This window comes from Epilithonimonas lactis (assembly GCF_900110605.1).
Classification (GTDB): domain Bacteria; phylum Bacteroidota; class Bacteroidia; order Flavobacteriales; family Weeksellaceae; genus Epilithonimonas; species Epilithonimonas lactis.
Genome location: NZ_FOFI01000002.1, coordinates 386,176 through 409,432 on the forward strand (window position 1 = coordinate 386,176; position 23,257 = coordinate 409,432).

The 23,257-nt window shown below is 38.8% G+C and carries 15 protein-coding genes; 2 read left to right on the forward strand and 13 right to left on the reverse strand.

Annotated elements, in window-relative coordinates; all coding sequences use genetic code 11:
* Positions 1-10: 10 nt before the first annotated feature.
* Positions 11-1,222: a type IX secretion system plug protein gene (locus BMW39_RS07020; RefSeq protein ID WP_051879817.1), complete on the reverse strand. Its 1,212-nt coding sequence runs from the start codon at positions 1,220-1,222 to the stop codon at positions 11-13.
* A gap of 44 nt (positions 1,223-1,266) precedes the next feature.
* On the opposite strand from BMW39_RS07020, the gene BMW39_RS07025 reads away from it, so the two are divergent.
* Entirely contained in the window at positions 1,267-1,905 is a 639-nt protein-coding gene (locus BMW39_RS07025) for an MBL fold metallo-hydrolase (protein ID WP_034973370.1), read from the forward strand.
* A gap of 12 nt (positions 1,906-1,917) precedes the next feature.
* On the forward strand, positions 1,918-2,670 hold the full coding sequence (locus BMW39_RS07030; RefSeq protein ID WP_034973371.1) for a hypothetical protein: 753 nt from the start codon (positions 1,918-1,920) through the stop codon (positions 2,668-2,670).
* Positions 2,671-2,719: 49 nt separating this feature from the next.
* On the opposite strand, the gene pckA is transcribed toward BMW39_RS07030, so the two are convergent.
* The 12 genes from pckA to rimP form a co-directional block, all read right to left on the reverse strand.
* A complete protein-coding gene (pckA, locus tag BMW39_RS07035; RefSeq protein ID WP_034973372.1) occupies positions 2,720-4,333 on the reverse strand; it encodes a phosphoenolpyruvate carboxykinase (ATP) in 1,614 nt (537 codons plus the stop codon).
* Positions 4,334-4,451: 118 nt separating this feature from the next.
* The gene (locus tag BMW39_RS07040) at positions 4,452-5,354 is read right to left on the reverse strand and encodes a GYDIA family GHMP kinase (RefSeq protein WP_034973373.1); all 903 of its coding nucleotides are present in this window, start codon (positions 5,352-5,354) and stop codon (positions 4,452-4,454) included.
* A gap of 162 nt (positions 5,355-5,516) precedes the next feature.
* Entirely contained in the window at positions 5,517-6,392 is an 876-nt protein-coding gene (fabD, locus tag BMW39_RS07045; RefSeq protein ID WP_034973374.1) for an ACP S-malonyltransferase, read from the reverse strand.
* A 122-nt stretch (positions 6,393-6,514) separates the two neighbouring features.
* Positions 6,515-8,527 (reverse strand): LysM peptidoglycan-binding domain-containing protein, encoded by a 2,013-nt coding sequence (locus tag BMW39_RS07050; protein WP_051879818.1) that lies wholly within the window; start codon positions 8,525-8,527, stop codon positions 6,515-6,517.
* A 37-nt stretch (positions 8,528-8,564) separates the two neighbouring features.
* Positions 8,565-10,247 carry a bacillithiol biosynthesis cysteine-adding enzyme BshC gene (gene bshC, locus BMW39_RS07055; protein ID WP_311316404.1) on the reverse strand — a complete coding sequence of 561 codons (1,683 nt, stop codon included), beginning with the start codon at positions 10,245-10,247 and terminating at the stop codon, positions 8,565-8,567.
* A gap of 47 nt (positions 10,248-10,294) precedes the next feature.
* Positions 10,295-12,217: a putative porin gene (locus BMW39_RS07060; RefSeq protein ID WP_034973375.1), complete on the reverse strand. Its 1,923-nt coding sequence runs from the start codon at positions 12,215-12,217 to the stop codon at positions 10,295-10,297.
* A gap of 96 nt (positions 12,218-12,313) precedes the next feature.
* The gene (locus BMW39_RS07065; RefSeq protein ID WP_034973377.1) at positions 12,314-13,678 is read right to left on the reverse strand and encodes a T9SS type A sorting domain-containing protein; all 1,365 of its coding nucleotides are present in this window, start codon (positions 13,676-13,678) and stop codon (positions 12,314-12,316) included.
* A gap of 116 nt (positions 13,679-13,794) precedes the next feature.
* Positions 13,795-15,294 (reverse strand): RagB/SusD family nutrient uptake outer membrane protein, encoded by a 1,500-nt coding sequence (locus BMW39_RS07070; RefSeq protein ID WP_051879819.1) that lies wholly within the window; start codon positions 15,292-15,294, stop codon positions 13,795-13,797.
* 11 nt (positions 15,295-15,305) lie between these two features.
* Positions 15,306-18,161 (reverse strand): SusC/RagA family TonB-linked outer membrane protein, encoded by a 2,856-nt coding sequence (locus tag BMW39_RS07075; RefSeq protein WP_051879820.1) that lies wholly within the window; start codon positions 18,159-18,161, stop codon positions 15,306-15,308.
* Between the two features lie 298 nt (positions 18,162-18,459).
* Positions 18,460-21,327: a translation initiation factor IF-2 gene (infB, locus tag BMW39_RS07080; RefSeq protein ID WP_034973378.1), complete on the reverse strand. Its 2,868-nt coding sequence runs from the start codon at positions 21,325-21,327 to the stop codon at positions 18,460-18,462.
* Between the two features lie 109 nt (positions 21,328-21,436).
* A complete protein-coding gene (nusA, locus tag BMW39_RS07085) occupies positions 21,437-22,672 on the reverse strand; it encodes a transcription termination factor NusA (RefSeq protein WP_034963312.1) in 1,236 nt (411 codons plus the stop codon).
* Between the two features lie 71 nt (positions 22,673-22,743).
* Positions 22,744-23,211, reverse strand: a complete 468-nt coding sequence (gene rimP / locus BMW39_RS07090; RefSeq protein ID WP_034973380.1) for a ribosome assembly cofactor RimP — start codon at positions 23,209-23,211, stop codon at positions 22,744-22,746.
* Positions 23,212-23,257: the final 46 nt, after the last annotated feature.

Below are 23,257 nucleotides of genomic sequence, written 5' to 3' on the forward strand. Positions count from 1 at the left end.
AATCAAAAAATTATCTAACCGGCGTTCGGAATTCACCGTAACCTATGAGTCCATCGAAGTTTCTGCCGAATGGTGTGTAATACAAAAAGGCTTGATAGAGGTTTTCTGTTTGCCAGAAGTTTCCGTTGACCTCGCCATAATTCAGTTTTCCATCCGCACCTTTTGTGGCAATGATGTAACTGTAAAAACCTTGCTTCAGATAGATCTTCGCCAAATATTTCTGTGATCTCTCATCGTATTGCATTTGACTTTTTGCATCAGCTTTGTAATCATTGAACAAACCAAGGACATAGAATTCTTTATCCGATTTCTGACTGTCGAGTGCAAAATAAACCCAGGAATAATCGCCTTCTCTGTCCGCATCTCTCTCAATGCCAAGGTCATTCCGTCTGAAATAGAAAGCGCCATTCACATCTGGCTGATATTGATAATCACCTGGATACGCCCAAACCGGATGAAGATAGGTATAATTTTTCCCATCGATGTTTTCCGTATTGGCAACCATATCCAAGGCTTGGTTCATGACTTTGTTATCAAAATAGTAGAACTCATTATTTCCTGGAAAAGCCAAGCCTAACTGTTGGAAAAGAAGTTGATTTCCCAAAGTGGAACTTGGTCGGATATTGTTAAGCGCTATTCCCCAATTGTTGTTCTGGATCACACTTAATGATAAGGAAGACAGATTATTGGTAATTCCCGCGCCATTTCCAGTCGCTTGAATTTCGACTCTTTGTCTAGCATTTGGATTTTTCGCATCGATGAATCTTGTGACATTGATTCCCAGATTCGCTCCATCTTCGTAGATTGAAAATCTCTTTTTGAACAAAGGCTTTTCCTGAGAATCCTTATAAACGATGATCTCGTAATTCCCTGAGATTTTTGGCTGGATCTTCTCGTTCGGAAAAGTCAATTCGTAATGCGTGTATTTTTGGTAAGTATTGAAGGAATATTGGAATTGGTCGATCAACGCGTTCATACTTCCGTTTGCATATTCTGTGAAGAAAAGGCCGTCCTCTTCCCAATTTCTATTGTAATGTTTGTAAGTATAGCGATAGATCTGGCTGGAGTTGGAAAGGTCATCGAATCTGAGGATCAACTGTTGACCTTGTGCAATCACAGGCGTTTCGTCATTGGTCTTTGGATTGAAAAGCTGAATACTTTGGATCTCCTGCGCAAAAAAAAATGCACTAAAAAAAATAATAAATAGTCTAAATACCTTCATCTTGCTAAGTTAATGTTTTATATTTTTACAGATAAATTAAAAAAATGTTACACGTAGAATCTTTCACTTTCAATCCGTTTTCCGAAAATACGTACCTCATTTATAACGATGAAAAGGAAGCTTTTCTTATCGATCCGGGAAATATGCCCGACGCGGAAACCAAAGTTTTAGGTGACTTCATCAAATCCAAAGAACTTAAAATCAAAAATATCCTTCTGACACATGCACACATCGACCATATTATCGGTTTGCAGTGGGCTTTTGATGCGTTTCAAGTTCCGGTTTTGGTTCATCTTAATGAAATCGAAATCCTCGAACAGGCACCTTTCACGGCGAAGAAATACGGTTTCTTTTTCCCGGCTTTCACAGGCGATATCAAAAACATAAAAGAAGGCGACGAATTGAAATTGGGTTCTGACGCATTCCAAATTTTTGATGTTCCTGGACATTCGCCTGGAAGTGTGGCTTTCTATAACAAAGAAAATGACTTCGTGATTTCCGGAGACGCACTTTTTATGATGAGCATTGGCCGAACAGACCTTTATAAAGGCGATTATGACCAATTGATCACGAGTATCAAAACCAAATTACTGACGCTTCCAGAATCCACGAAAGTGTTCAGCGGACACGGAGAATCGACGACGATCGGTTTTGAGAAAGCACACAATTCATTTTTGAAATAAATATTTAAGTCGATGAAATACAAAATCCTGATTCTTCTTTTATTGATTTTCAATCTATCGTTCGCCCAAAATGACCTGGATAAAACGGAAATTGAGAGTATTCAAAAGTTGACCGATCTTTTTAAAGCTAAAAACGTAGATGAAATTTCAAAGATCATCAGTTATCCTTTGAATAGAGAATATCCAATCCCAGCGGTTAAAAACGAAGCTGACCTGAAGAAAAGATTTAACCAGATCTTTGATAAAAAAATCATTGATATGATCTCAAATTCGAAGATCGACCAATGGTCAGAAGTCGGCTGGCGCGGCATCATGCTGAACAGAGGCGATATTTGGATAGAATCCGATGGAAAAATTACAGCTGTCAACTATCAAAGCAATTTTGAATTGACTCAAAAAAAGAATCTAATGCTTAATGACAAAAGTAAATTGCATTCATCTCTTAAAACTTTCAAATCTCCAACTTACAAGATCCAAACAAAAAGTTATCTGATCAGGATCGATGAATTGGCAAATGAAAAATACAGATATGCTTCCTGGAAAATCGGTAGATCTGAAGCTTCAAAACCCGATTTAATCTTATCAAATGGCGAACTTAAGTTCGATGGAAGCGGTGGCAATCACACCATTACTTTCAAAAAAGGGGAATATCAATACAATATTTACAGAGGAATCATCGGTGCAAAAGATGCAGCCGAAATCTCACTGACCGTTGAGCAAAAAGGCAAAACGATCCTACAGCAAGATGGGAAATTATTAGAATAAAAAAAACGCTTCCGAGTTGGAAGCGTTTTTTTTTACAATTATTTTTATTTTAATGTTGATGAACTTCTGACAGCACAGGTCCCGACGGAATCAATGCTTTTGCTTCATCGTTATCTGCAAACTGTTCAAAATATTTGATGTATCTCGCAGCAAGATCTTTCGCTTTTTTCTCCCAGTCAGAATTATTCTCATAAGTATCTCTTGGATCCAAAATATGTTCGGAAACGTTCGGAAGAGAAGTCGGGAATTCCAGATTCATGATTGGAACGTGGTCCGTTTCGGCTTTATCAATACTTCCATCGATAATCGCATCGATGATTGCTCTTGTATCTTTCAAAGAAATTCTTTTTCCGGTTCCGTTCCAGCCTGTGTTTACGAGGTAAGCTTTTGCGTTGTGCTCCTTCATTTTTCCGATCAACGTTTTAGAATACATCGTTGGATGAAGTGTCAAAAATGCCTCACCAAATGCTGGAGAAAAAGATGGCGTTGGTTCTGTGATTCCACGCTCTGTTCCTGCTAATTTGGAAGTGTAACCACAAAGGAAATGGTATTGCGCCTGGCATTCTGTCAAAATTGAAACTGGAGGCAAAACCCCGAAAGCATCGGCTGACAAATAAATAATTTTACTTGCATGCCCGGCTTTTGAAGGCAGAACGATTTTGCTGATGTGATAGATTGGATAAGAAACCCTTGTATTTTCTGTGATAGAACCGTCGGTGTAATCTACGTTTCCTTCGTCATCTGTCACCACATTTTCCAAAAGCGCATCTCTTCTGATCGCGCCATAAATATCCGGTTCTTTTTCTTTGCTAAGATCGATCACTTTCGCATAGCATCCACCTTCGTAGTTGAAAACACCATTGTTATCCCAACCGTGTTCGTCATCACCAATCAGATAACGTTTTGGATCTGCAGAAAGCGTCGTTTTTCCAGTTCCTGAGAGTCCGAAGAAAACAGCAACATCGCCTTTCTCACCAACGTTTGCAGAACAATGCATTGATGCCATTCCTTTTAAAGGAAGGTAATAATTCATGATGGCGAACATTCCCTTTTTCATTTCGCCACCGTACCAGGTTCCGCCGATGATCTGCATTTTCTTAGTCAAATCGAACATTACAAAAACTTCGGAATTCAAGCCGTGTTGTTCCCAATTTGGATTCACAGACTCAGAAGAATTGATGACCACAAAATCTGGCTCACCGTAATTCTGAAGGTCATAATTGGAAGGACGAATGAACATATTCATCACAAAATGTGCTTGCCACGCGACTTTGGTAATGAATCTTACTTTCAGTCTGGTGTCTTCGTTGGATCCACAGTAAGTGTCGACCACGTAGATACTTTCGTCGGAAAGGTCTTTGGTGACGATGTCTTTCAGTTCATCAAAAACTTCTACAGTTGTTGGGCGGTTGATGGTTCCGTCCCACCAAATCGTATCTTTTGTAATACTGTCGTTGACGATATATCTGTCTTTTGGCGATCTTCCAGTAAAAATCCCTGTTTTCACGGCAACAGCTCCAGACCTGGTCAAAACGCCTTTGGCGAAACCAGAATTTTTTGGATCCATTTCTGCCTGGAAAATTTCTTCGTAAGTTGGATTGTGGAGGATTTCTTTGGGATTGAAAATGCCCTGACGTTCAAGATAAGATTTTAGCTTGTCCATTTTTAATTTTTTTTGAAGATTAAAGGTGTTGGGACAAATGTAAAAATATCAGCGAACTATGAAAGTTTTTATTAACTGATTTTCATCAGTTTAAATTTTATTCATAATTAATTAACAATCAATTAATTAAATCTCGCCAAGAAAATATTTTACTGAAACCTTGCTGTTTGAAATAGGCTTCGTAATCTCCAAATTTGGACGTGAGAACGAAATCTCCGCCCCAAGCACCCAAACTTTTGACAAAGCTGGGACAGTTTTGGAAATATTTTTCTTTCACAGTTGGAATTCCGAGAAAATCGGAAAGTTTTTGCTCGTGAATGGTCATCAATTGCGAAAATTCTTCTAAATTTTTGCTGTTGAGGATCAATTTGGTTAATTCAGAATATTCATTGATTAATTCTGTTGAAGTTGGCTTTGACCTGTAATGCGAAATTCCCTCTCGCGTATCTTGTTTTTGATTGAGATGGATGAAGATGAGATCATCTTTGAAAGGTGGATCGAAGACAACTTTTTCATACACTCTTTCTGGAAAACGGCTGTATAGAATTGCCGACTTTTCCTTTGCCACAGCCACATCGTAGCCACTTCCGCCAAGACTTATTTCATTAAGGACAAAAGGATCGATCTCTGCCCATTCGCCAAGATTGCTCATCAACGTAGAACTACTGCCCAATCCGAAATCTGAGGGAAACTGGAGATTGGTTTTAAGATGGTAAGTATTATTGGATTTGAATTTAACATGAGAAAGTTCCTGAACGTTCTTCAAAACTTTTAGAATGAACTCAGATGCTTTCTGGTCATTGGTTTCGAGAATTGTCCAAGTTTTATAATCAATGGTGGTTTCCAGCCACAATTGGTCTTGGTGATAAGCGTTCCAATAGATCAATGATTTCTCATTATTTTCCTCAGTAAAAAAAAGCTCTTGTCCTAGCTTTGTGGGAACAGCCAGGACAAGAGCACCATCAACAGCAACATATTCTGAGGTCAGCATCAGCTTTCCGGGTGAAAATATTCTGTTCATATCTTTCTAATTATAGTGATAACGTCTTTCAATGTTGGATCTGCAGCCCGAGCTGAGTGGAGCTCATTTTTTGCGTGGCCTTGGCTTGGCAAAAATAGCGGGAACGGAGCGCGGAAAAGCTGCCCAAATCTAACAAAGTGTCAACGTAGTCAAATTATTACTTTAAATCGCAGACGCAACGGAAACTTCGGAATTGATCTTCTTGATCAGACCTTGAAGCGTTTTGCCAGGACCAACTTCCACGAAGTTATCTGCGCCATCTTTGATCATGTTCTGTACACTTTGAGTCCATTTTACAGGGCCAGTCAATTGTGCGATCAGATTTTTCTTGATCTCTTCTGGATCAGAAACTGCTGTGGTTGTAATATTCTGATAAACCGGAATGGTCGCATTTCTGAATTTCGTATTCTCAATGGCTGCTGCCAATCTTTCTTGCGCAGGCATCATCAAAGGTGAATGGAAAGCGCCATTGACAGGCAGGATCAAAGCTCTTTTTGCACCGGCTGCTTTCAAAGCTTCACACGCTTTTTCTACAGAAGTTGTTTCGCCAGAGATCACCAATTGTCCAGGACAGTTGTAATTGGCAGGAACCACAATCCCTTCTATTCCTGCGCAGATCTCTTCAACCTTAGAATCTTCCAGACCCAGAATGGCGGCCATAGAACTTGGATTGATGTCACAAGCCATCTGCATGGCCTGAGCTCTTTCGAAGACCAACTTCAGTCCGTCTTCGAAAGACAAAACACCGTTGGCAACCAACGCGGAAAATTCTCCTAAAGAATGTCCTGCTACCATCTGGGCGCCCAATCCGTTGACCACTTTCACTGCTGCAACAGAATGTAGGAAAATGGCTGGCTGAGTGACGCTGGTCTTTTTCAGATCTTCGTCTGTCCCGTTGAACATCATTGAAACAAGGTCAAAACCAAGGATCTCATTGGCAGAATCCATCAAGTCCTTCACATCTTTTCGGGAATCGTACAATTCTTTTCCCATTCCTACATACTGTGAACCCTGACCAGGAAATACAAGTGCTTTCATATTTTTATATAAATGATAATTGATGAATGATTATTTCATCAATGTTTTAAATTTTATTTTAATATTGATCTTGAGATTACGAATCCTGAATCGTCTATCGTTCATCGCTTATCAACTATAATCTACTGCATCAATCTGACAACTCGGTAACCATTGTTGATGTACGCACCGTTTGGTTTCGCTTTTACAAATTCGAATTTCGTAGCGAGCTGAGTCTGTGATTTACCGATCTGTTTGAAGATCTCTCCTTTTTTGTTTTCTCTTGTCAGCATGTCATTCATCACATCAAATCCGATGACAGAATATTTGGATGGTGCTTTGCAATATTTTGCTTTGTAATCTGCAAGAACTTGCTTTTCAAAATCGCCATCGTAATTGATCTTTCTGTCCATCAGATAAACCAAACTAGATCTGGAAAGGTCATCCACATTCTTCTCGAAACTAGGACTGTAAAACATACTAAAGGCTTTGATTCCTTCGGTTTGTTTTCCGAGTGCAATGATCTTGGATGCAAATGCACTTCCTGCCGCATCATCATCGTCTGCCAAAACAGCGATCACAGGAACAGATTGTCCTGTCATCATGTTGTTTTCCAACTGGATCTCGCTTGCTGAATTGACAATTACAATATTTGCTTTCGCTAAAGATTTCTCCAATCCTGTTTTGATCGCATTGGCGTTCGCTTTGGAACTATCTGCAACGATGAAGATCTTCTGATCTTGGTAAACCTGCGAAACTTCCTTCACAATTCTGTCTGAATAAACCGAATTTTCTGTCTCGATGATAATTAGATTGTTGTAATCAAAAAGATCCGGAGAGTTTGCAAAAGGTGCTACTACAGGAATATTTTTTTGTTTGACGTAATTGAGGACCTCCAGAATACTCGATTTGAAAAATGGTCCAACGATCAGGTCCGTATTATCTTGGTTGATCTGAGAAAGGCTGTTTTTAAAAGTTACTTCGTTTCCTGCATCAATCACTTTGATATCTAACTTCTGTCCTGATTTTGCATTTCTTTCCGCCGCTAATTTTGCTCCGGTCAAGAAATCCATGGACATTGTTCTGTACTTCGCATCATTCGCATCAAATCCGAAAGGCAACATCAAAACCACGCTCAAAACATCGCCTGCTTTTTTGGAGTACATCGGATCTTGTTTCTTGATCTTCAAGGTCATTCCAGCCTTTAATCCGTCAACTAGATTTGGATTTAGTGAGATCAATTGATCCAAAGTCACGTTGAAATGATTCATGATGCTGAACATCGTGTCACCACTTTGAACCGTGTAGGTCACGTAATCGTCCTCTGAAGTAGAAGTATTTCCTGAAGCCGAAGACGTTGCACTTGGCGCAGAAGTTTGCGTTGTGGTAACGGTTTTCGTCACTGGAGTCGAAGTAGAATTATTTTGAGAATTGTCTTCAACATTGATCGCATTGGATTCTGACCCAGAAACTCTAATCGATTCTCCAGGTTTCAGACCGGCAGCTTCCAAGCCAGGATTCAGTGCAAACAACTGCTTTTGCGTCAGATTGAACTGTCTGGAAATTTTATAATAATTGTCTTTTGTCTGGACAACGTACATTCCTTTTGCAGGTTCAGAAGCAACAGTCTCAGTTTTAGTCACCGTTTTTACTTCTGGCGTTTTATCTACAACAGTTGTCGTTTGGGCACCAGCTGTGGAAGAGGAATCACCATATTTCAGGATATTTTCCAAAGGAAGATTGATCTTGTCGCCGATCTTCAGATTTGAATCCAATTGAGGATTTAGTTTTCTGAGGTCAGCTTCTGAGATCTTATATTGTTTTGTGATGCCGTAAACGGTTTGCTTTGGCTGCAAAGTGATCGTTCCTGTTTTAGCAGAACCAGTCCCGGAAGTTGCAGGCGCAGCTTTCACTGGCGCTGCGGTTGTAGCAACGGTTTTAGGCGAGCTTCCAGTTTTAGCAACTACCAAAACATCTCCGATCTTCAAACCACTATCCTTTTTGGAAGGATTCAGTTTGTACAATTCATCGATGGACAATCCGTACTGTTTGGAAATCCCATAAGGCGTTTCCTTTGGAGCAACGGTGTGCGTTTTCTGTGCTGAAAGGCCTAAAAAGGCAGCTACTGCGGATAAAATGAAAATTTTGTTTATCATTCTTTTTTAATAATGATACAAAAATAATGCTTTCAGATTAAATGGGCGAAATTATTAATTCGGATTTTTGAACATTCATTTTTTGGTAGCTTTCGTCGATCCATTGTTTGCCCAGATCGGCGTAGAACACGCTAAAATTGAAAACCCGCTCTTGCCAATTTCCGCCTGGATGAACTTTCAGAAATAAACTTTGCATCTGATCAAAGCGTTCCGACTGTTTTGTTTTTTCGGCTTTCAGAAGGCGTTTCTGCATTCTTTTGAAAGATTTCAGTTGTCTGGTTTCTTCTGCTTCTACAAGATTGAGGAACGTTTTTTCTGTTTCGGAAGCTTTGTTTTTAAGTTCTGAAAATGAGCTGATCAATTGAAGTTCTTTTTCTGTCAGAAGTAGTTTGATATCGTTGTTCTCAAGAATTTTTTGATTCAACACTTCGGCGAAGTTTTCGAAGAAGTTTTCTATTTCCAACCCTGAATTTTCAATTTTCTTAAACGTTTTTTCTTCAAGGAAAAGCATTGAGTTTCTCGGAATCAAAATCGGAAAAGGAAGATTGATGGATTCAAAATAATCTTTCAACTCAATCCAATACATAACTTCTGCATTACCGCCAACGTAAGCGAGATTGGGCAAAACTGATTCCTGATAAGCCGGACGCAGAACTGCATTGGGACTGAATCGCTCTGGATGATTTTCCAGTTCATTTAGAATTTCTTCTTGAGTGAATTTCAAATCGGTGTCGAGAATTTGATATTCATCACTGACATTCTCAATGCGGTTTCTGGTTTCTGAAAGATAGAATAAATTGATCTCTCTCGGATTTACCTGAACTTTGTGATATTCTTTTTCAAGAAATTCTCTTTGCGTTTTTGTGGTTTCGAAGAGTTGGTTTGATAACAATTCTTTCTTGAAAATATCTTTGACCTGAGATTTCAATTCTTTCGCATTCCCATCGATTGTCAACAACCCGTAATCTGCAAACAATTGATTGACCAAATATCGAATCGCTTGCGTGTGGGAATTTCCTTTTTTGTAAGCATTTTTGACCCAAAGGATCAATTCGGTTCCATAGAGATGGTCTTTGAATTCTTTCTCGAATTCCTGAATGAAATATTGATCGTCAATCTTGATATTTCCGACATCGCCACCAGAAATGCCTTTGATCTCATAATAATGTTCGCGAGTTTTGAAATGGTCGATCTCCTCAAAATCGTGGTCTTCTGTGGCCATCCAAAAAATGGGAACGAAGTTGTGATCCGGGAAATTAGATTTTAGGAACTCTGCGGTTTTGATGGTCTGCAAAATCTTGTACACAAAGAAAACCGGTCCTGTGAAAAGATTGAGCTGATGTCCTGTGGTGATCGTGAATGTATTGCTTTCCTTCAGAGAGAAAAGAAATTCCAATTGTTTGGGTGACAGTTGCGATTCTTGATTTTGTGAAAATATGGTGTTGTAAAGAACTTCCCTCTTCTCATCGGAAAATGAATTTTGTTTTTCAGCAATTTGAATTTTGAAGTTTTCCAGGTCAAAAATTTTGTTCTGAAATCCGTCCAGCTTTTTTCCTAAAAAATCTTTGATGAGTTTTGGAATGCTGGTTATATTTTCGAAATCAATCGTCATTTTGGTTGGTGGTTGTTGGTTGATTGTTCTTTCTGATGACAAATCTTCTTTTATACTGAAACTGCAGCCCGACTTGAGTGGAAATCCTTTTTGTTGCTGGAAAAGCAAGGCAAAAAGATTGGGAACGGAAGGCGGAAATAGCTGCCATAATTAAATTAATGGAAAAGATACCAGACAATGCCCAGATTGAGCCTGAAATCGTAGATTGGATAATTGGGCGACGTGAAGGATTTGTTTTGCATAAAGGTTTGATTGATGTGCTGACCTTCTATGTAGAAAAACATCCTTTTGACCCTCATATTGAAATAAACGTCTGCAATAGGCTGTCCACCAATCGCGTACGAGTTGGTTCCGGGCAAAATATATTCGTTCAATATTGGAGAATATTCTCTGGAATCGAATTTTGTGAAGTAGTACAACTTGACACCAACTTGCACTTCAGCCGCTTTTTTGAAGGCTGGCGCTTGGTAGAACAGATTGATTCTTCCAATGAAATCCGGCATTGGTAAAAGTGCCTGATTGCTCAAGGCTTTTTGGAAAAGAACTTTTCCGTTCAGGTTGAATTTGCCATATTTTACGGTGCTTTCTCCTCCAATCTGGGAAATATTGAGCGCTGATGAACTCTGCTGTGGTTTTGAAAGGTTGTCGAAATAGGTGTAATTATCTATCTTGAAGAAATCTACAAACACCTTTGTGTCAAACCATTTTGCCAATCTTACTGTTCCTCCCAGCTGGGTTACAACCTCGTTATTAGGGTTTTGAAGATAATAATTATGTTCTACGTAATGTGACGAGTTCACCAAATAATTGAAGCTTGGATAAGCCGACTGGAAATTGATGCGGCCTTCTACCAAATAATCTTTGATCGGCTCGAAGACCAATTGATTTGTGGTCTTGATGTAATCGCCAAACTCTGAGCCTTTGGAAATCTCTAGGAATGACTTAAGCTGGATTTTGTCTAATAGTTTAATTTGCAAATTGCCAACTGCGCCAATTCTTTGTTCTTTGAAATAGCCTGGAATATTGAGGATCGGATACGCATTTTTGTTTCCAAATACCAAATATTGATGGCGGAAACCAGCATCCAATTTAAATTTCTCGTTGTCCCAAAGCAAGCTGAATGTGTTGCTCAGATTGTTGGTGAATTTTTTATTATAAAGTGGAAAATTGGTAATGTTTTCGGATTGAAAAAAATCTGTGTTCGCAGCAGTTTCGTTAAAATAATATTTGTTTCCCTGATGAAAAATGGTATGTCTCAGCTTGAAAGGATATTTTGCAGGATCAAAGGGTGAAAACTCCTGGCTGAAGTAATAACGTCTGTAAGAATAACGCGACTCCACGCCTTCGAGATTGGTTTCGATGTTTTGTCTGTTGTTGAATCTGGAATCTCCGCTGAGGAAAACATCCATATCGGCAATCCCGCCATTCTCCTGATTGTTGACATTTTGATGAATGTAATGCGCGTACGCTACATATTTTCCATTTGGTGAAGTGTAGTTCCCACTGAAAATAGTGTTGTTGCTGGACGCCAAACTGTTTCTGTAAAGACCTTGCGATCTAAGTCCCATATATTCCAGCGCAAAGTTGAAATTCTTTCCAACATTCTGCGTGTAGGTGGTTTGCAGTTGTCCACCATTTCTCATCGCATTGTTGTAAAAGAAGGTGGTGGTTGGCGTTTTGACATCGTAGTAGTTGATGTCATTTTCGCCTTTGATGTAGAAGGACTTATTTTCCGGGAGCAACGTCAAGTTCTGCTCAGCATTTTTTTCGTAGACCAAATTCTGAAATCCTGACCCGATATTAGATGCCGGAATTTTCCCAAAATTATCTTTCTTGTTGTACTGCGTCGCAATATAGGACCGCTCGATGGTGAAAGTGGTATCGTAGATCTTCTTCTCAGAAAATCTGGTCTTTACCAAATAATCATTGATCGTGGGTTTGTAGATCTCTAAAGAATCTTTCTCTCCAGAATCCACTTTGAGGGTATCAGAAGAAATCGTGTTGGAATCTGTTTTGTTGACCTGTTGCCCGTTTATAAGAACACTAAAAACAAACGACAGTACTAATAAATATTTCATCGAGGAAATTTGAGTACAAAAATACTAATTAAACTTAAATAAAAAATCCCGTCTCATTATAAAACGAGACGGGATCATATTTAAAAATAATGTTGATTATTTTTTGATGAATTTAGTGTTTTCAACAGAACCGTTTTTGTAAGCTGCTTGAACTACATAAGTTCCTTTTGCTAAGTTAGAAACGTTGATTTGAGAAGCACCTTTTTCTCTTTTGATGATCTTTCCTGAAAGATCGATCACTGTAACACCAGTAATTTCTTTATCAGATTTCAAATTTAACACCTCAGATACTGGATTAGGGAAAACAGATAATTTCAGTTTGTTAGCATCAGCTTCAGAAACAGCTAACGAAACACTTCCTGATAATACACTGAAAGCTGGTACTGCAGCACCACCTACTTGAGCCTGGCTTACACCACCTGCAAAACCTACAGTTGGGCTAAGGAATTCTAGAGTTCCATAATATTTACCTGGCGTTGTTGGATCACTTCCGATCTCTGTCCAGTTCAAACCACCATCTGTAGAGAAAGAAGAACCTAGATCACCTCCTGAACTTACATATGTATTGGCAGTTCCTGGAACATATTCTATATTATTAGAGTAGAAAGGACCATTTGGAGTAATTGGCGTCCAGCTAGCTCCACTGTTTGTAGAAGAGTATAATAAAGAAACTCCATCTTCGTCAGAGATCAACAATCCGTTAGTTGAATCTCTAAATGCAACATCAGCAGTAAATCCTGTTACTGTTACACCTCCAAAATCAACGGCAGGCGTTTGGAAAGCTTGCCAAGAAGCACCTCTATTTGGAGAGTAAAGTACTCTACCAAGATCTGTCCCGTACCAGATGTTGTTACCTTGCACTGTAATTTTGCCAGTATAGCCAAATTCAGCACCGTTCAAAGGAGCAGGAGCTGTTCCAGTAGGAATATTGGTCCAAGTAGTACCACCATTTGTAGTTGTATACATTTCGAATCTTAAGTTTGCTCCAGTTCCGAAAGGATCTCCTGCACAGAATCCAGCATTTTCATCCCAGAAATGTACAACGTTTGCAAAAGATATTGCAGAACTAAAAGATGCAGTCGTTTGCTTTGTCCAAGATGTTCCAGCATTTGTAGTTTTCCAAATACCGTTTTGAGCTCCACTTCCAGAACTTACAATCCAAGCTGTGGTTGCAGAAACTGGGTGAAGGTCACCAATTGTAGCTGATGCTGATGGACCACTGATCAACTTGTTCGCCCATGTGTTTCCACCGTCAGTTGACAAGCCAATATATCTACCAGTATCTGGTGGCGGAGCAGTAGTACTGATTGCATCGCTAAACCAAATAGTGCTTGCATTAACAGCTTTCAAAGAATTTACAAAGTGTAAGCTAGAAGCTCCGGTAGTTTTTGTAACCCAAGACTGAGCTTGCGAAACACCTACCATTGAAACTAGTGCTAAAGAAAATAGTATTTTTTTCATAATATAATAATTTATAATATTCAAATATATGATTTTTTTTTAATTAAATATATACCTTATGGTCTATATTTTTATAATTATATCACAGCAAAATTGATTTTGCTGTGATATAGATTTTATCTCCAATCTGGATATTGCTCCATATTTGGATTAACATTCATTTCTCTTAGAGGCATTGGGATTACAAATAATTTGCTATTTGGTTCCACAGAACAAACGATGCTGTAGCAATTTGTAGATCTTGTAAATCCTAAATTATTTCTCTTCAAATCAAAAAATCTTTGTCCTTCGCCAAAAAATTCTTTTCTTCTTTCGGTAAGAATATTAGCAAGTGTGGCTGCTGTGTAAGTTGAACCTTTTCTAGATGCAGCAAAAGCATTAAGCTGAGTAAGTGCTTCCGGCAAACGACCTAGTTTGAAAAGAGCTTCTATTTTGTTCAGATACGCTTCGGACATTCTTAAAACTTTGACGTTCTGTGTATGCGGAGCGTTGGAACCTCCAACTGTTACACCTACCACATATTTTCTTGTCCATACTCCCCTTGGTACACCTGCTCCCTCATTAGGTGTTCCAACAGCATTGAAGAGCTTTTGTCTAAAATCTGTTGTTGGAAATGATTTGAAGAATGAATCCGTAAATAAGAATCTCTTCTTTGAACCATTATTTGCATAGAATGATGACAATGCATTGTTTACCCCTGGATTTTCACTAGGGTTTTGATCCATATTGATTTCCCACACCGTTTCTTTTTGATTTGCTGATAAGGCTTTATCAGGAGAAGCAAAATAATTGTAGTAACTGCCTGCGTTATCTGCTAATGGATCTGGATCTGTTCCCACAAAATCAAAAACGCCAACATTTGGATTAGCCATATTTATAGCCTCATCAGCTAAATCAATCGATTTTTGATAATCTCCTGCAGCACCTCTTGTAAGGTAAACTCTGGATAGTAAGATTCTCGCAGCCATTTTGCTTAAGTAACCTTTATCCTGACCACTCTCCACAGTCATAGTTGAAAGCGCCGTGGTAAGATCCGTAACTATCTGATCGTATACTTCAGCTACACTCGCTCTAGGTAGTTTGATACGTGGATCATACACTCCTAGATTCAAAGGTACTCCATACTCTTGATTTACTCCAGATGTAGGATTTGGAGAATAATAGCTAACCGCATAATAGTAACCTAGAGCTCTTGCAATACGCGCCTCTCCCTTATAATTTATAACATTGGGTGTTTCTTCAAGAGAATTGTTGTTGATCACCAAGTTAGATAAGATGATCCCATCATACAATTCGTCTAGCATCGCAAAGTCAGAAATATCAGATGACCAGTTCAAAAATCCTGTGTTCCTGTAAGCTACATCTGTGTTGGTCGATGTGATAAAAACATTATCGGAAATCAAATCACCAAAGGCCAATATGTCGGCTCCAAACCCTTGCGAAGTAGAGTATTGGTCATAAATACCATTCAGAACACTTCTCATATCACTTTCCTTGGTGATAGCTTGATCGATTGGAAATTGGTCTACCGGATTTTCAATCAACCTTTCCTCTGAGCAAGAGGAAAATAGAGTTGCAGCAAAACTTGCCGCTATAAAATATTTAACTAATTTCATAATGTATAATTTTAAAAATCTAATGAAACACCAAGAGAAATACTTCTCAAAAGTGGTGATGTGTAATCATACAATCCTTTTCCTACCCAAGATGCACCACCTGCATTGGAGTTTGATTCTGGATCGAATGTCAAACTTTTGTCAAATGTATAGATCCAAAGATTCATCCCTCTTGCATAGATAGTCAGGTTATCAATTCCTGCATCTTTCAACAAAGGTCCAAAACTGTAAGATAATTTAGCTTCTTTCAACCTGATATGATCTCCGTCTCTCATCCATCTAGAAGAAGGTCCTGCTGCATTTGAAGGATTGTTTGCAAGCTGGATAGGATTGGAAGCAGTTGTATTACTTGGAGTCCAACTGTCATACAATGCATCTGTGATCTGGTTATTGATCGCTGAACCGTCAGACATGATATAGTTCGTCCATCTGTTGTGAACAGAGTACTCGAACTGTCCTGTAAAGAACAAACTAAGTGACACACCTTTGTATCTGAATTCACTTTTGATACCAGCGGTATACTTAGGGAAAGGTGATTTACCCTGCCATACTCTTTTTGCTTCTGTTCTATTGGTAGTTGTAGCTGTATGCGAAGCATCTGTCCAGAACAAACCAGCACCAGTTGTAGGATCTACACCAGCCCAATCATAAGTATAATATTCTCCCAGTAAGTGACCTTGCGCAAGCGCTCTCATATTATTTCCAGTTCCTCCATCCAGATCAATTTGATCAGGTGACGAAAGTTTCTCAACCGTATTTTTATTGTAAGCAAAGTTGGCATCTATTAACCATTTGAATTCTTTGTTGAAAGGTTTGAAACTTAAAGTCGCCTCGACTCCTTTATTAAGGATGTCTCCAACATTGATCAAATAACTATCTGGACCACCAGTTGTTGTAGCTGTTGTGAAGGGGTTGATCGCATCAACAGTTCTTCTTTGATAAACATCTACTGAAGCATTGATACCATTGTTAAGAATAGTAAAGTCTAATCCAAAATTGTATTGCTTTGAAACCTCCCATCTCAGATCTTCATTACCTGGATTACTGATGGTTGCAGCAGTATCAGCGGCATACAATGAAGCAGGTCTAATTAGTGATAGTGCATTGTACTGTGGACCCCATTGGTCTGCATAAGGAATATTTCCTAATTCACCGTAATTCGCTCTAAGTGTCAATTGTTCGAAAAATTCTGGAATGAAGCTTTCTTTTTCCAAGTTCCATCCTCCAGCTACTGACCAGAAATTACCAAATTTCGTTGTTCCTAGTGTAGAGTTACCATCTCTTCTAAAGTTAGCGGAAACATTGTACTTTGAATCGAATGTATAGTTTAGTCTAGAGTAATACGAGATCTGAGTCCACTTTAATCTATCCTCAAAAGATTGAAGGAATGGCGGCGTTGCAAACGTCAAATATGGTAATGGCTGGGAAAGATTGTTACCTTGTCCACCTAAAACAAAATATTTATGTTCCTGATATTCCATACCTCCATAAACCTCAAGGTCATGCTTGTCATTAAAAACTTTTTTGTAGCTCAATGAGTTGTTCCAGTTCCAGTCAAAAGCACTAGTTCTGCTTTCCAAAACATAACCGCCGTTAGCAAAACCATCCGCAATATCTGGGTGCCAGAATTGCTTTTCGTCCAAAGCTTGGTACTGAACTCCAAATAAAGAATTGACAGCGAAGCCTTTTGCTAATTTCAAATCTCCACTAACTGATGATACAAAAGTCTTGATAGAACCTGTCATCATATCCATATTCTGGATCGCTAATGGATTGAATGTATCGTTTCCGTCTCCTAAGTTTGTCTGATTGTAGCTTCCGTCTGGATTATATGCGGGATAAATTGGAGCTATGTACCAGTTGGTCAACCATGGGTTTCTGTAAGCACCACCATCATCATAAGTCTTTCTTTCTACATTGGTAAAATTGGAATTGAATGCCAAGTTGAATTTATCTGAAACTTTATGATCTACAGCTGCAGTCAAACTAATTCTATCAAAGTTACTGTTAAGGACCAACGGTTGATTCTGATAATACGACCCACCCAATCGGAATGAAGTATTTTCGCCACCTCCAGTTGCAGAAAAGTTGTATGTATTTACGATAGAATTGTTTCTTTGAACGCGCTCTTGCCAATTTTCGTCTGATACACCATCATAGTTGCTATTTTGAGCAAACTGAGTGATCGCAGCATCCATAGTATCGAATCCACCTTTGTTGAACAAGGTCAAACCTCCCCACTGCAGGTATTCGCTGGCGTTCATGTATTTTTGCTTATCATAAGCGATATCCTGTACGGACATATCACTTGACAAGTTAAATCTTGTTTTCTGATTGTATTTTCCTCTTTTGGTCGTAATCACAATAACACCATTCGCACCTCTAGCCCCATACAAAGCAGTAGCAGACGCATCTTTAAGAACAGCTACTTTTTCAATGGAGTTTGGATCTATACTTGCAAGTGGATTCCAAGATTCCATTACCTGAGAGTTATCAGAACCTTTTCCTACAACAACACCATCGATTACATACAAAGGATTCGGAGTACCTATCAAAGAGCCTACACCTCTAATGGTCACCATATTAGTTGACCCTGGATCTCCTCCATTCGTAGAAAAAACCAAACCTGCAACTCTACCATTTAAAACCTCATCAACAGATGCAACAGGAGTGGATTCAAAGTTAGCTTTAGATACAACAGTATAAGAACCTAGCTTAACTGTGGGATCCAGCTTTACACCACCAACCAATACAACCTCTTCAATATTCTTTACTTGGGTCGTATCCGTAGTCGTTTTTTGTGCAGTCAATGCTTGTCCTGTGAAGAAGAGAACTCCAACAGACAACAATCGTAATTTTACATTCATATTAACACTATTTAATTATAATCTGCAAATATGTTAAAAAATTTTAACACTGCAAAAATTCTAAGCAAGTATTATTATCAATTTGATTACGATTTTTATAAATTAATTAAAATAAGACAAAGTATTTTTTATTTGATTGAAAATTTGATTAGATAATATTAACAATGTGGTCACTTGGTCTGACAACCATATTAAAATTATTAACATAAAATATTTTATTTAGAATTATTATAAATAATATTTCGCAAATAAAAAAGCCGTCTTCATCAGACGGCTTTACTTATTAATATTTAAAATATTATTTTAATTTCTTCTTAACAGCTACTTCTTCGTAAACTTCAAGAATATCTCCGACTTCGATATCATTGTACCCTTTGATATTCAATCCACATTCGTAACCTTTGGTTACTTCTTTCACATCGTCTTTGAAACGTTTCAAACTTTCCAGTTCTCCATCGAATTTCACAATACCATCTCTAAGAAGTCTAATGCTGGAGTTTCTAGTAACTTTTCCAGTAAGAACCATACATCCTGCAATCGATCCAACTTTAGAAATTCTGAATACCTCACGGATCTCCACGTTACCAATCACTTGTTCCTGGATCTCTGGAGAAAGCATTCCTTCCATCGCCTCTTTCACTTCATCGATTGCTCGATAGATGATAGAGTATGTTCTGATCTCCACTTCTTCTTTATCAGCAATATCTTTTGCATTCACACTTGCTCTTACGTTGAAGCCGATCATAATGGCATCAGACGCCGCTGCTAGCAATACATCAGATTCTGTGATCTGACCAACACCTTTGTGAAGAATGTTAACCTGGATCTCTTCAGTCGATAATCTTTGTAATTGATCTGACAATGCTTCAACCGATCCATCCACGTCACCTTTCAAGATGATATTCAATTCTTTGAAGTCACCTAGAGCGATACGACGACCGATCTCATCAAGCGTCAAATGTTTCTTGGTTCTGATAGACTGCTCTCTTTGAAGCTGTTCTCTCTTATTTGCAATGGTTTTCGCTTCTTTCTCATCAGCAAAAACTCTGAATTTATCTCCTGCTGTCGGTGCGCCGTCCAAACCTAGAATCGTTACTGGGATTGATGGTCCTGCACTTTCCATAGCTTTTCCACGTTCGTCAAGCATTGCTTTCACTTTACCGTGGTTTTTACCTGCAAGCACGTAATCTCCCACTTTCAAAGTTCCATTTTGAACCAACATTGTGGCTACATATCCACGACCTTTGTCCAACGCTGCTTCTATTACAACTCCACTTGCTTGTTTGTTTGGATTTGATTTCAACTCCAACATCTCTGCCTGTAGCAATACTTTTTCCAACAAAAGATCTACGTTGTTACCAAACTTAGCAGAGATCTCTTGCGCTTGTACATTTCCACCCCATTCTTCAACCAAGACATTCATTGCCGATAGTTGCTCTCTGATCTTATCTGGATTTGCACCTGCCTTATCTACCTTATTGATTGCGATGATCATTGGAACGCCAGCCGCTTGTGCGTGCGCAATAGCTTCCTTGGTTTGTGGCATTACGTCATCATCCGCTGCAACAACGATGATTGCGATATCCGTGATCTGAGCACCTCTCGCTCTCATCGCGGTAAAGGCCTCGTGACCTGGTGTATCCAAGAATGTAATTCTCTGTCCACTTTCCAATTTCACGTTATATGCACCAATGTGCTGTGTAATACCTCCGGACTCACCGGCAATTACATTTGTTTTTCTAATATAATCCAGCAAAGATGTTTTACCATGATCCACGTGTCCCATTACGGTAACAACCGCTGCTCTTGGTAATAGATCTTCTGCCAGATCTTCAACATCGTCTGCTGCTGCCTCTTCAACATCAGCATCGGAGAATTCGATTTTGAAACCAAACTCGTCAGCTACCAACATCAATGTGTCGGCTTCCAAACGCTGGTTCATTGTCACCATTACTCCTAGAGAGAAACAAGCAGAGATTACCTCTGTCGCACTTACATTCATCAAACTAGCCAAATCGCTAACGGTGATGAACTCAGTTACTTTCAGAGTTCTGTCTGCAGCATCAATCTCCTGTTGGATCTCATCCTGCTCTCTTCTCCAAGATCTTTTGTCTTTTCTATGCTTAGAACCTTTGGATTTACCACCTTTGTTGGTTAGTTTTTCTAAAGTTTCTTTGATTTGATTTTTAACTTGCTCATCTGTCAGTTCCACTGGCATTGTACGAGCTTGTCCTTGGCCACCTCTGTTGTTTCCACCTGGACGGTTGTTTCCACCTGGACGATTGTTGTTTCCTCCCGGACGGTTTCCACCTTGTCCTGGCGGACGATTGCCTTGGTTACCTTGTCCTGCTGGTCTGTTAGCACCACCTTGGGTATTTCCACCTTGGTTGGTATTGGTTTGACCTGGAACATCTTTGGTAATACGCTTTCTTTTCTTTTTGGCAGCGTTATTATTTGAGTTCGAAGATGGTTTTCTGTTGAATTGAGTCAAATCGATCTTTTCACCAACGATCTTTGGACCATCTAATTTTTGGTAAACCGTTTCGATCTTTTGAGACTCTTCAGAATCAGGACCTTGAACCATTTCAACTGGTTTTGTCGGTTGTTCTTCAATTTTAGGTTCTGGTTTTGGCTCTTCTTTGATGACAGGTTTTGGTTCCTCTGCAGGCTTCTCAGTTACTTTTGGTTTCTCAGAAGGCTTTGGTCTTCCTGTATCAATCGTAGAAAGGTCGATCTTATCTAGAACTTTAAACTCTTGTTTTTCTTCTTTTTTCACAACCTCTGGTTGCACTTCTTTTTTCTCTTCTACTACCGGTTCTGGTGTAGGAGCAACTTCTTCCGCAGGCTTAGCCGTAGGATTCAAGTCGATTTTTCCCAAGATCCTGGTTTCAGGTCTTGCGTTTGATTTGGCTCTTATAACCTCAGGTGCTTTTTCTTCGATCGCTAATTTTTCGTCAGGAACTTTAGAAATAACCACCTCATGAGAAGCTTTTCTCTGTTCTCCATCTTTTCGGAACTCAGCTTCCAATGCAGAAAATGCCTGTTCTTCCAATAGAGCGTTAGGATTACTGTCCACGTCGATCCCTTTTCCCTGCAGATATTCCACAGCTCTTGGGATAGAAATGTTAAGTTCTTTAACGGCTTTATTTAATCTTATTTTTGGCATAAATATAAATTTGCTTTTGGCTTTAGCGTTTTAAGCTTTTGCTTTATTTTTTTCTTTTTATTAAATTTTAGTTCTTCAAAAGTAATTTAAAAAACTGTATTTCATTTTGTTATCCTTCTAATTCTTCTCTTAGAATGTTCTTCACATCTTCGATGGTCTCCTCTTCTAGATCCACGATCTTCAACAATGCGTCGGTATCTTTGTCCAATACGCTTCTTGCAGTCGTCAATCCAACTTTTTTGAACTCATCGATGATCCAAGCTTCGATCTCGTCGGAGAATTCTCTCAACTCAACATCGTCGTCATCAGAAGTTTCTCTGTAAACATCAATTTCATATCCTGTCAACCATGATGCCAACTTGATATTTTGTCCTTGTTTACCAATGACTTTAGAGATCTCTTCTACTGGCGTGTAGACCAAAGCGTAGTTAGACTCCTCGTTTATTTCGATTTTATTGATGATGATATTTCCTAAAGCTCTCTTCACAAAGATCTCTGGATTTTTTGACCATTGGATCACATCAATATTTTCATTTTTAAGTTCTCTCACCACACCGTGGATCCTAGAACCTTTCACACCAACGCAAGCACCAACAGGATCAATTCTGTCATCATAAGCATCAACGGCGATCTTCGCTTTCTCACCAGGAATTCTCACCACTTTTTTAAGGATGATCGTTCCGTCTTGGATTTCTGGAATCTCAAGCTCCAACAATTCTTCTAGGAATTTAGGCGCTGTTCTGGAAACGATGATCTGTGGTTTTGAACCTCGGAAGTCAACGCTTTCTACAATTCCTTTCACCGTTTCTCCTTTTTTGAAGAAATCAGAAGGGATTTGATTTTCCTTAGGCAAGATGAATTCGTTATCTTCATCATCCAAAAGGATCACGTGTTTGTGACGGATATGGTGCACTTCACCAATGATAATTTCTCCGATTCTATCTTTGAACTGCTCATATAAAGAAGCATTGAAATGCTCCTGAATTTTCGTAGCCAAAATTTGCTTCAAAGTTAAGATACTTCTTCTCCCAAGATTTGCAACTTCGATCTCCTGCGTATATTCCTCACCAACTTCGAAAGTTGAATCGATCTTTCTAACTTCAGAGATCTCGATTTCCAAATCGTCATCTTCAGACATCTCATCCTCAACAATAGTTTTGTTTAAGAAAATCTGAAAATCCCCTTTGTCAGGATTCACGATCACATCAAAATGGTCATCAGAGTCATATCTTTTTCTAAGAAGAGTCTTAAGAGAATCTTCGATAATAGCCATTAAGTCTATTTTGCTGATATTCTTTATTTCTTTAAAATCACCAAAGGCTTCTATTAAAGCTAAATTATCCATATCCTATATATAATTGATAAATGATGGTTGATAATTGATCTTTGTTGAATCAACATCAAATCATCTAATTGTTAAAATTTAATTACTACTAATGCTTTTTTGATATCGGTGTAAAGGATTTCTCTTTCTTCTACCACATCTTCTTTTCCTTTTCCGACTAATTTTGGTCTTCTGTATTCCAATCTCAAAACGACCTTCTCGTCATCGACTGATAAAAGTTCGCCCTCAACTTCGGAAGAATCATTCAACATCACTTCGATCTCTCTTCCAATATTCTTTCTAAATTGTCTCGGATACTCAAGTGGCTCGCTCAATCCGGAAGACATCACTTGCAGACTGAAATCGTGGATCTCGCGGTCCATATTGAACTCAATCGCTCTGCTGGCATCCAGACAATCCTGAAGTGTCACCCCATTGTCACCATCCAAAATCACTGTGACATCGGACGTTGCAGAGATTTTCAGATCCACTAAAAAAAGATCTGGTCTAGTTTCTAGAAACTCATTAAGTAATCGACTTAATTCTGTTTTAAATTCCATAATATTACCTCCTAATTACATCTACGAAAAAAGGCATTCTTGCGAA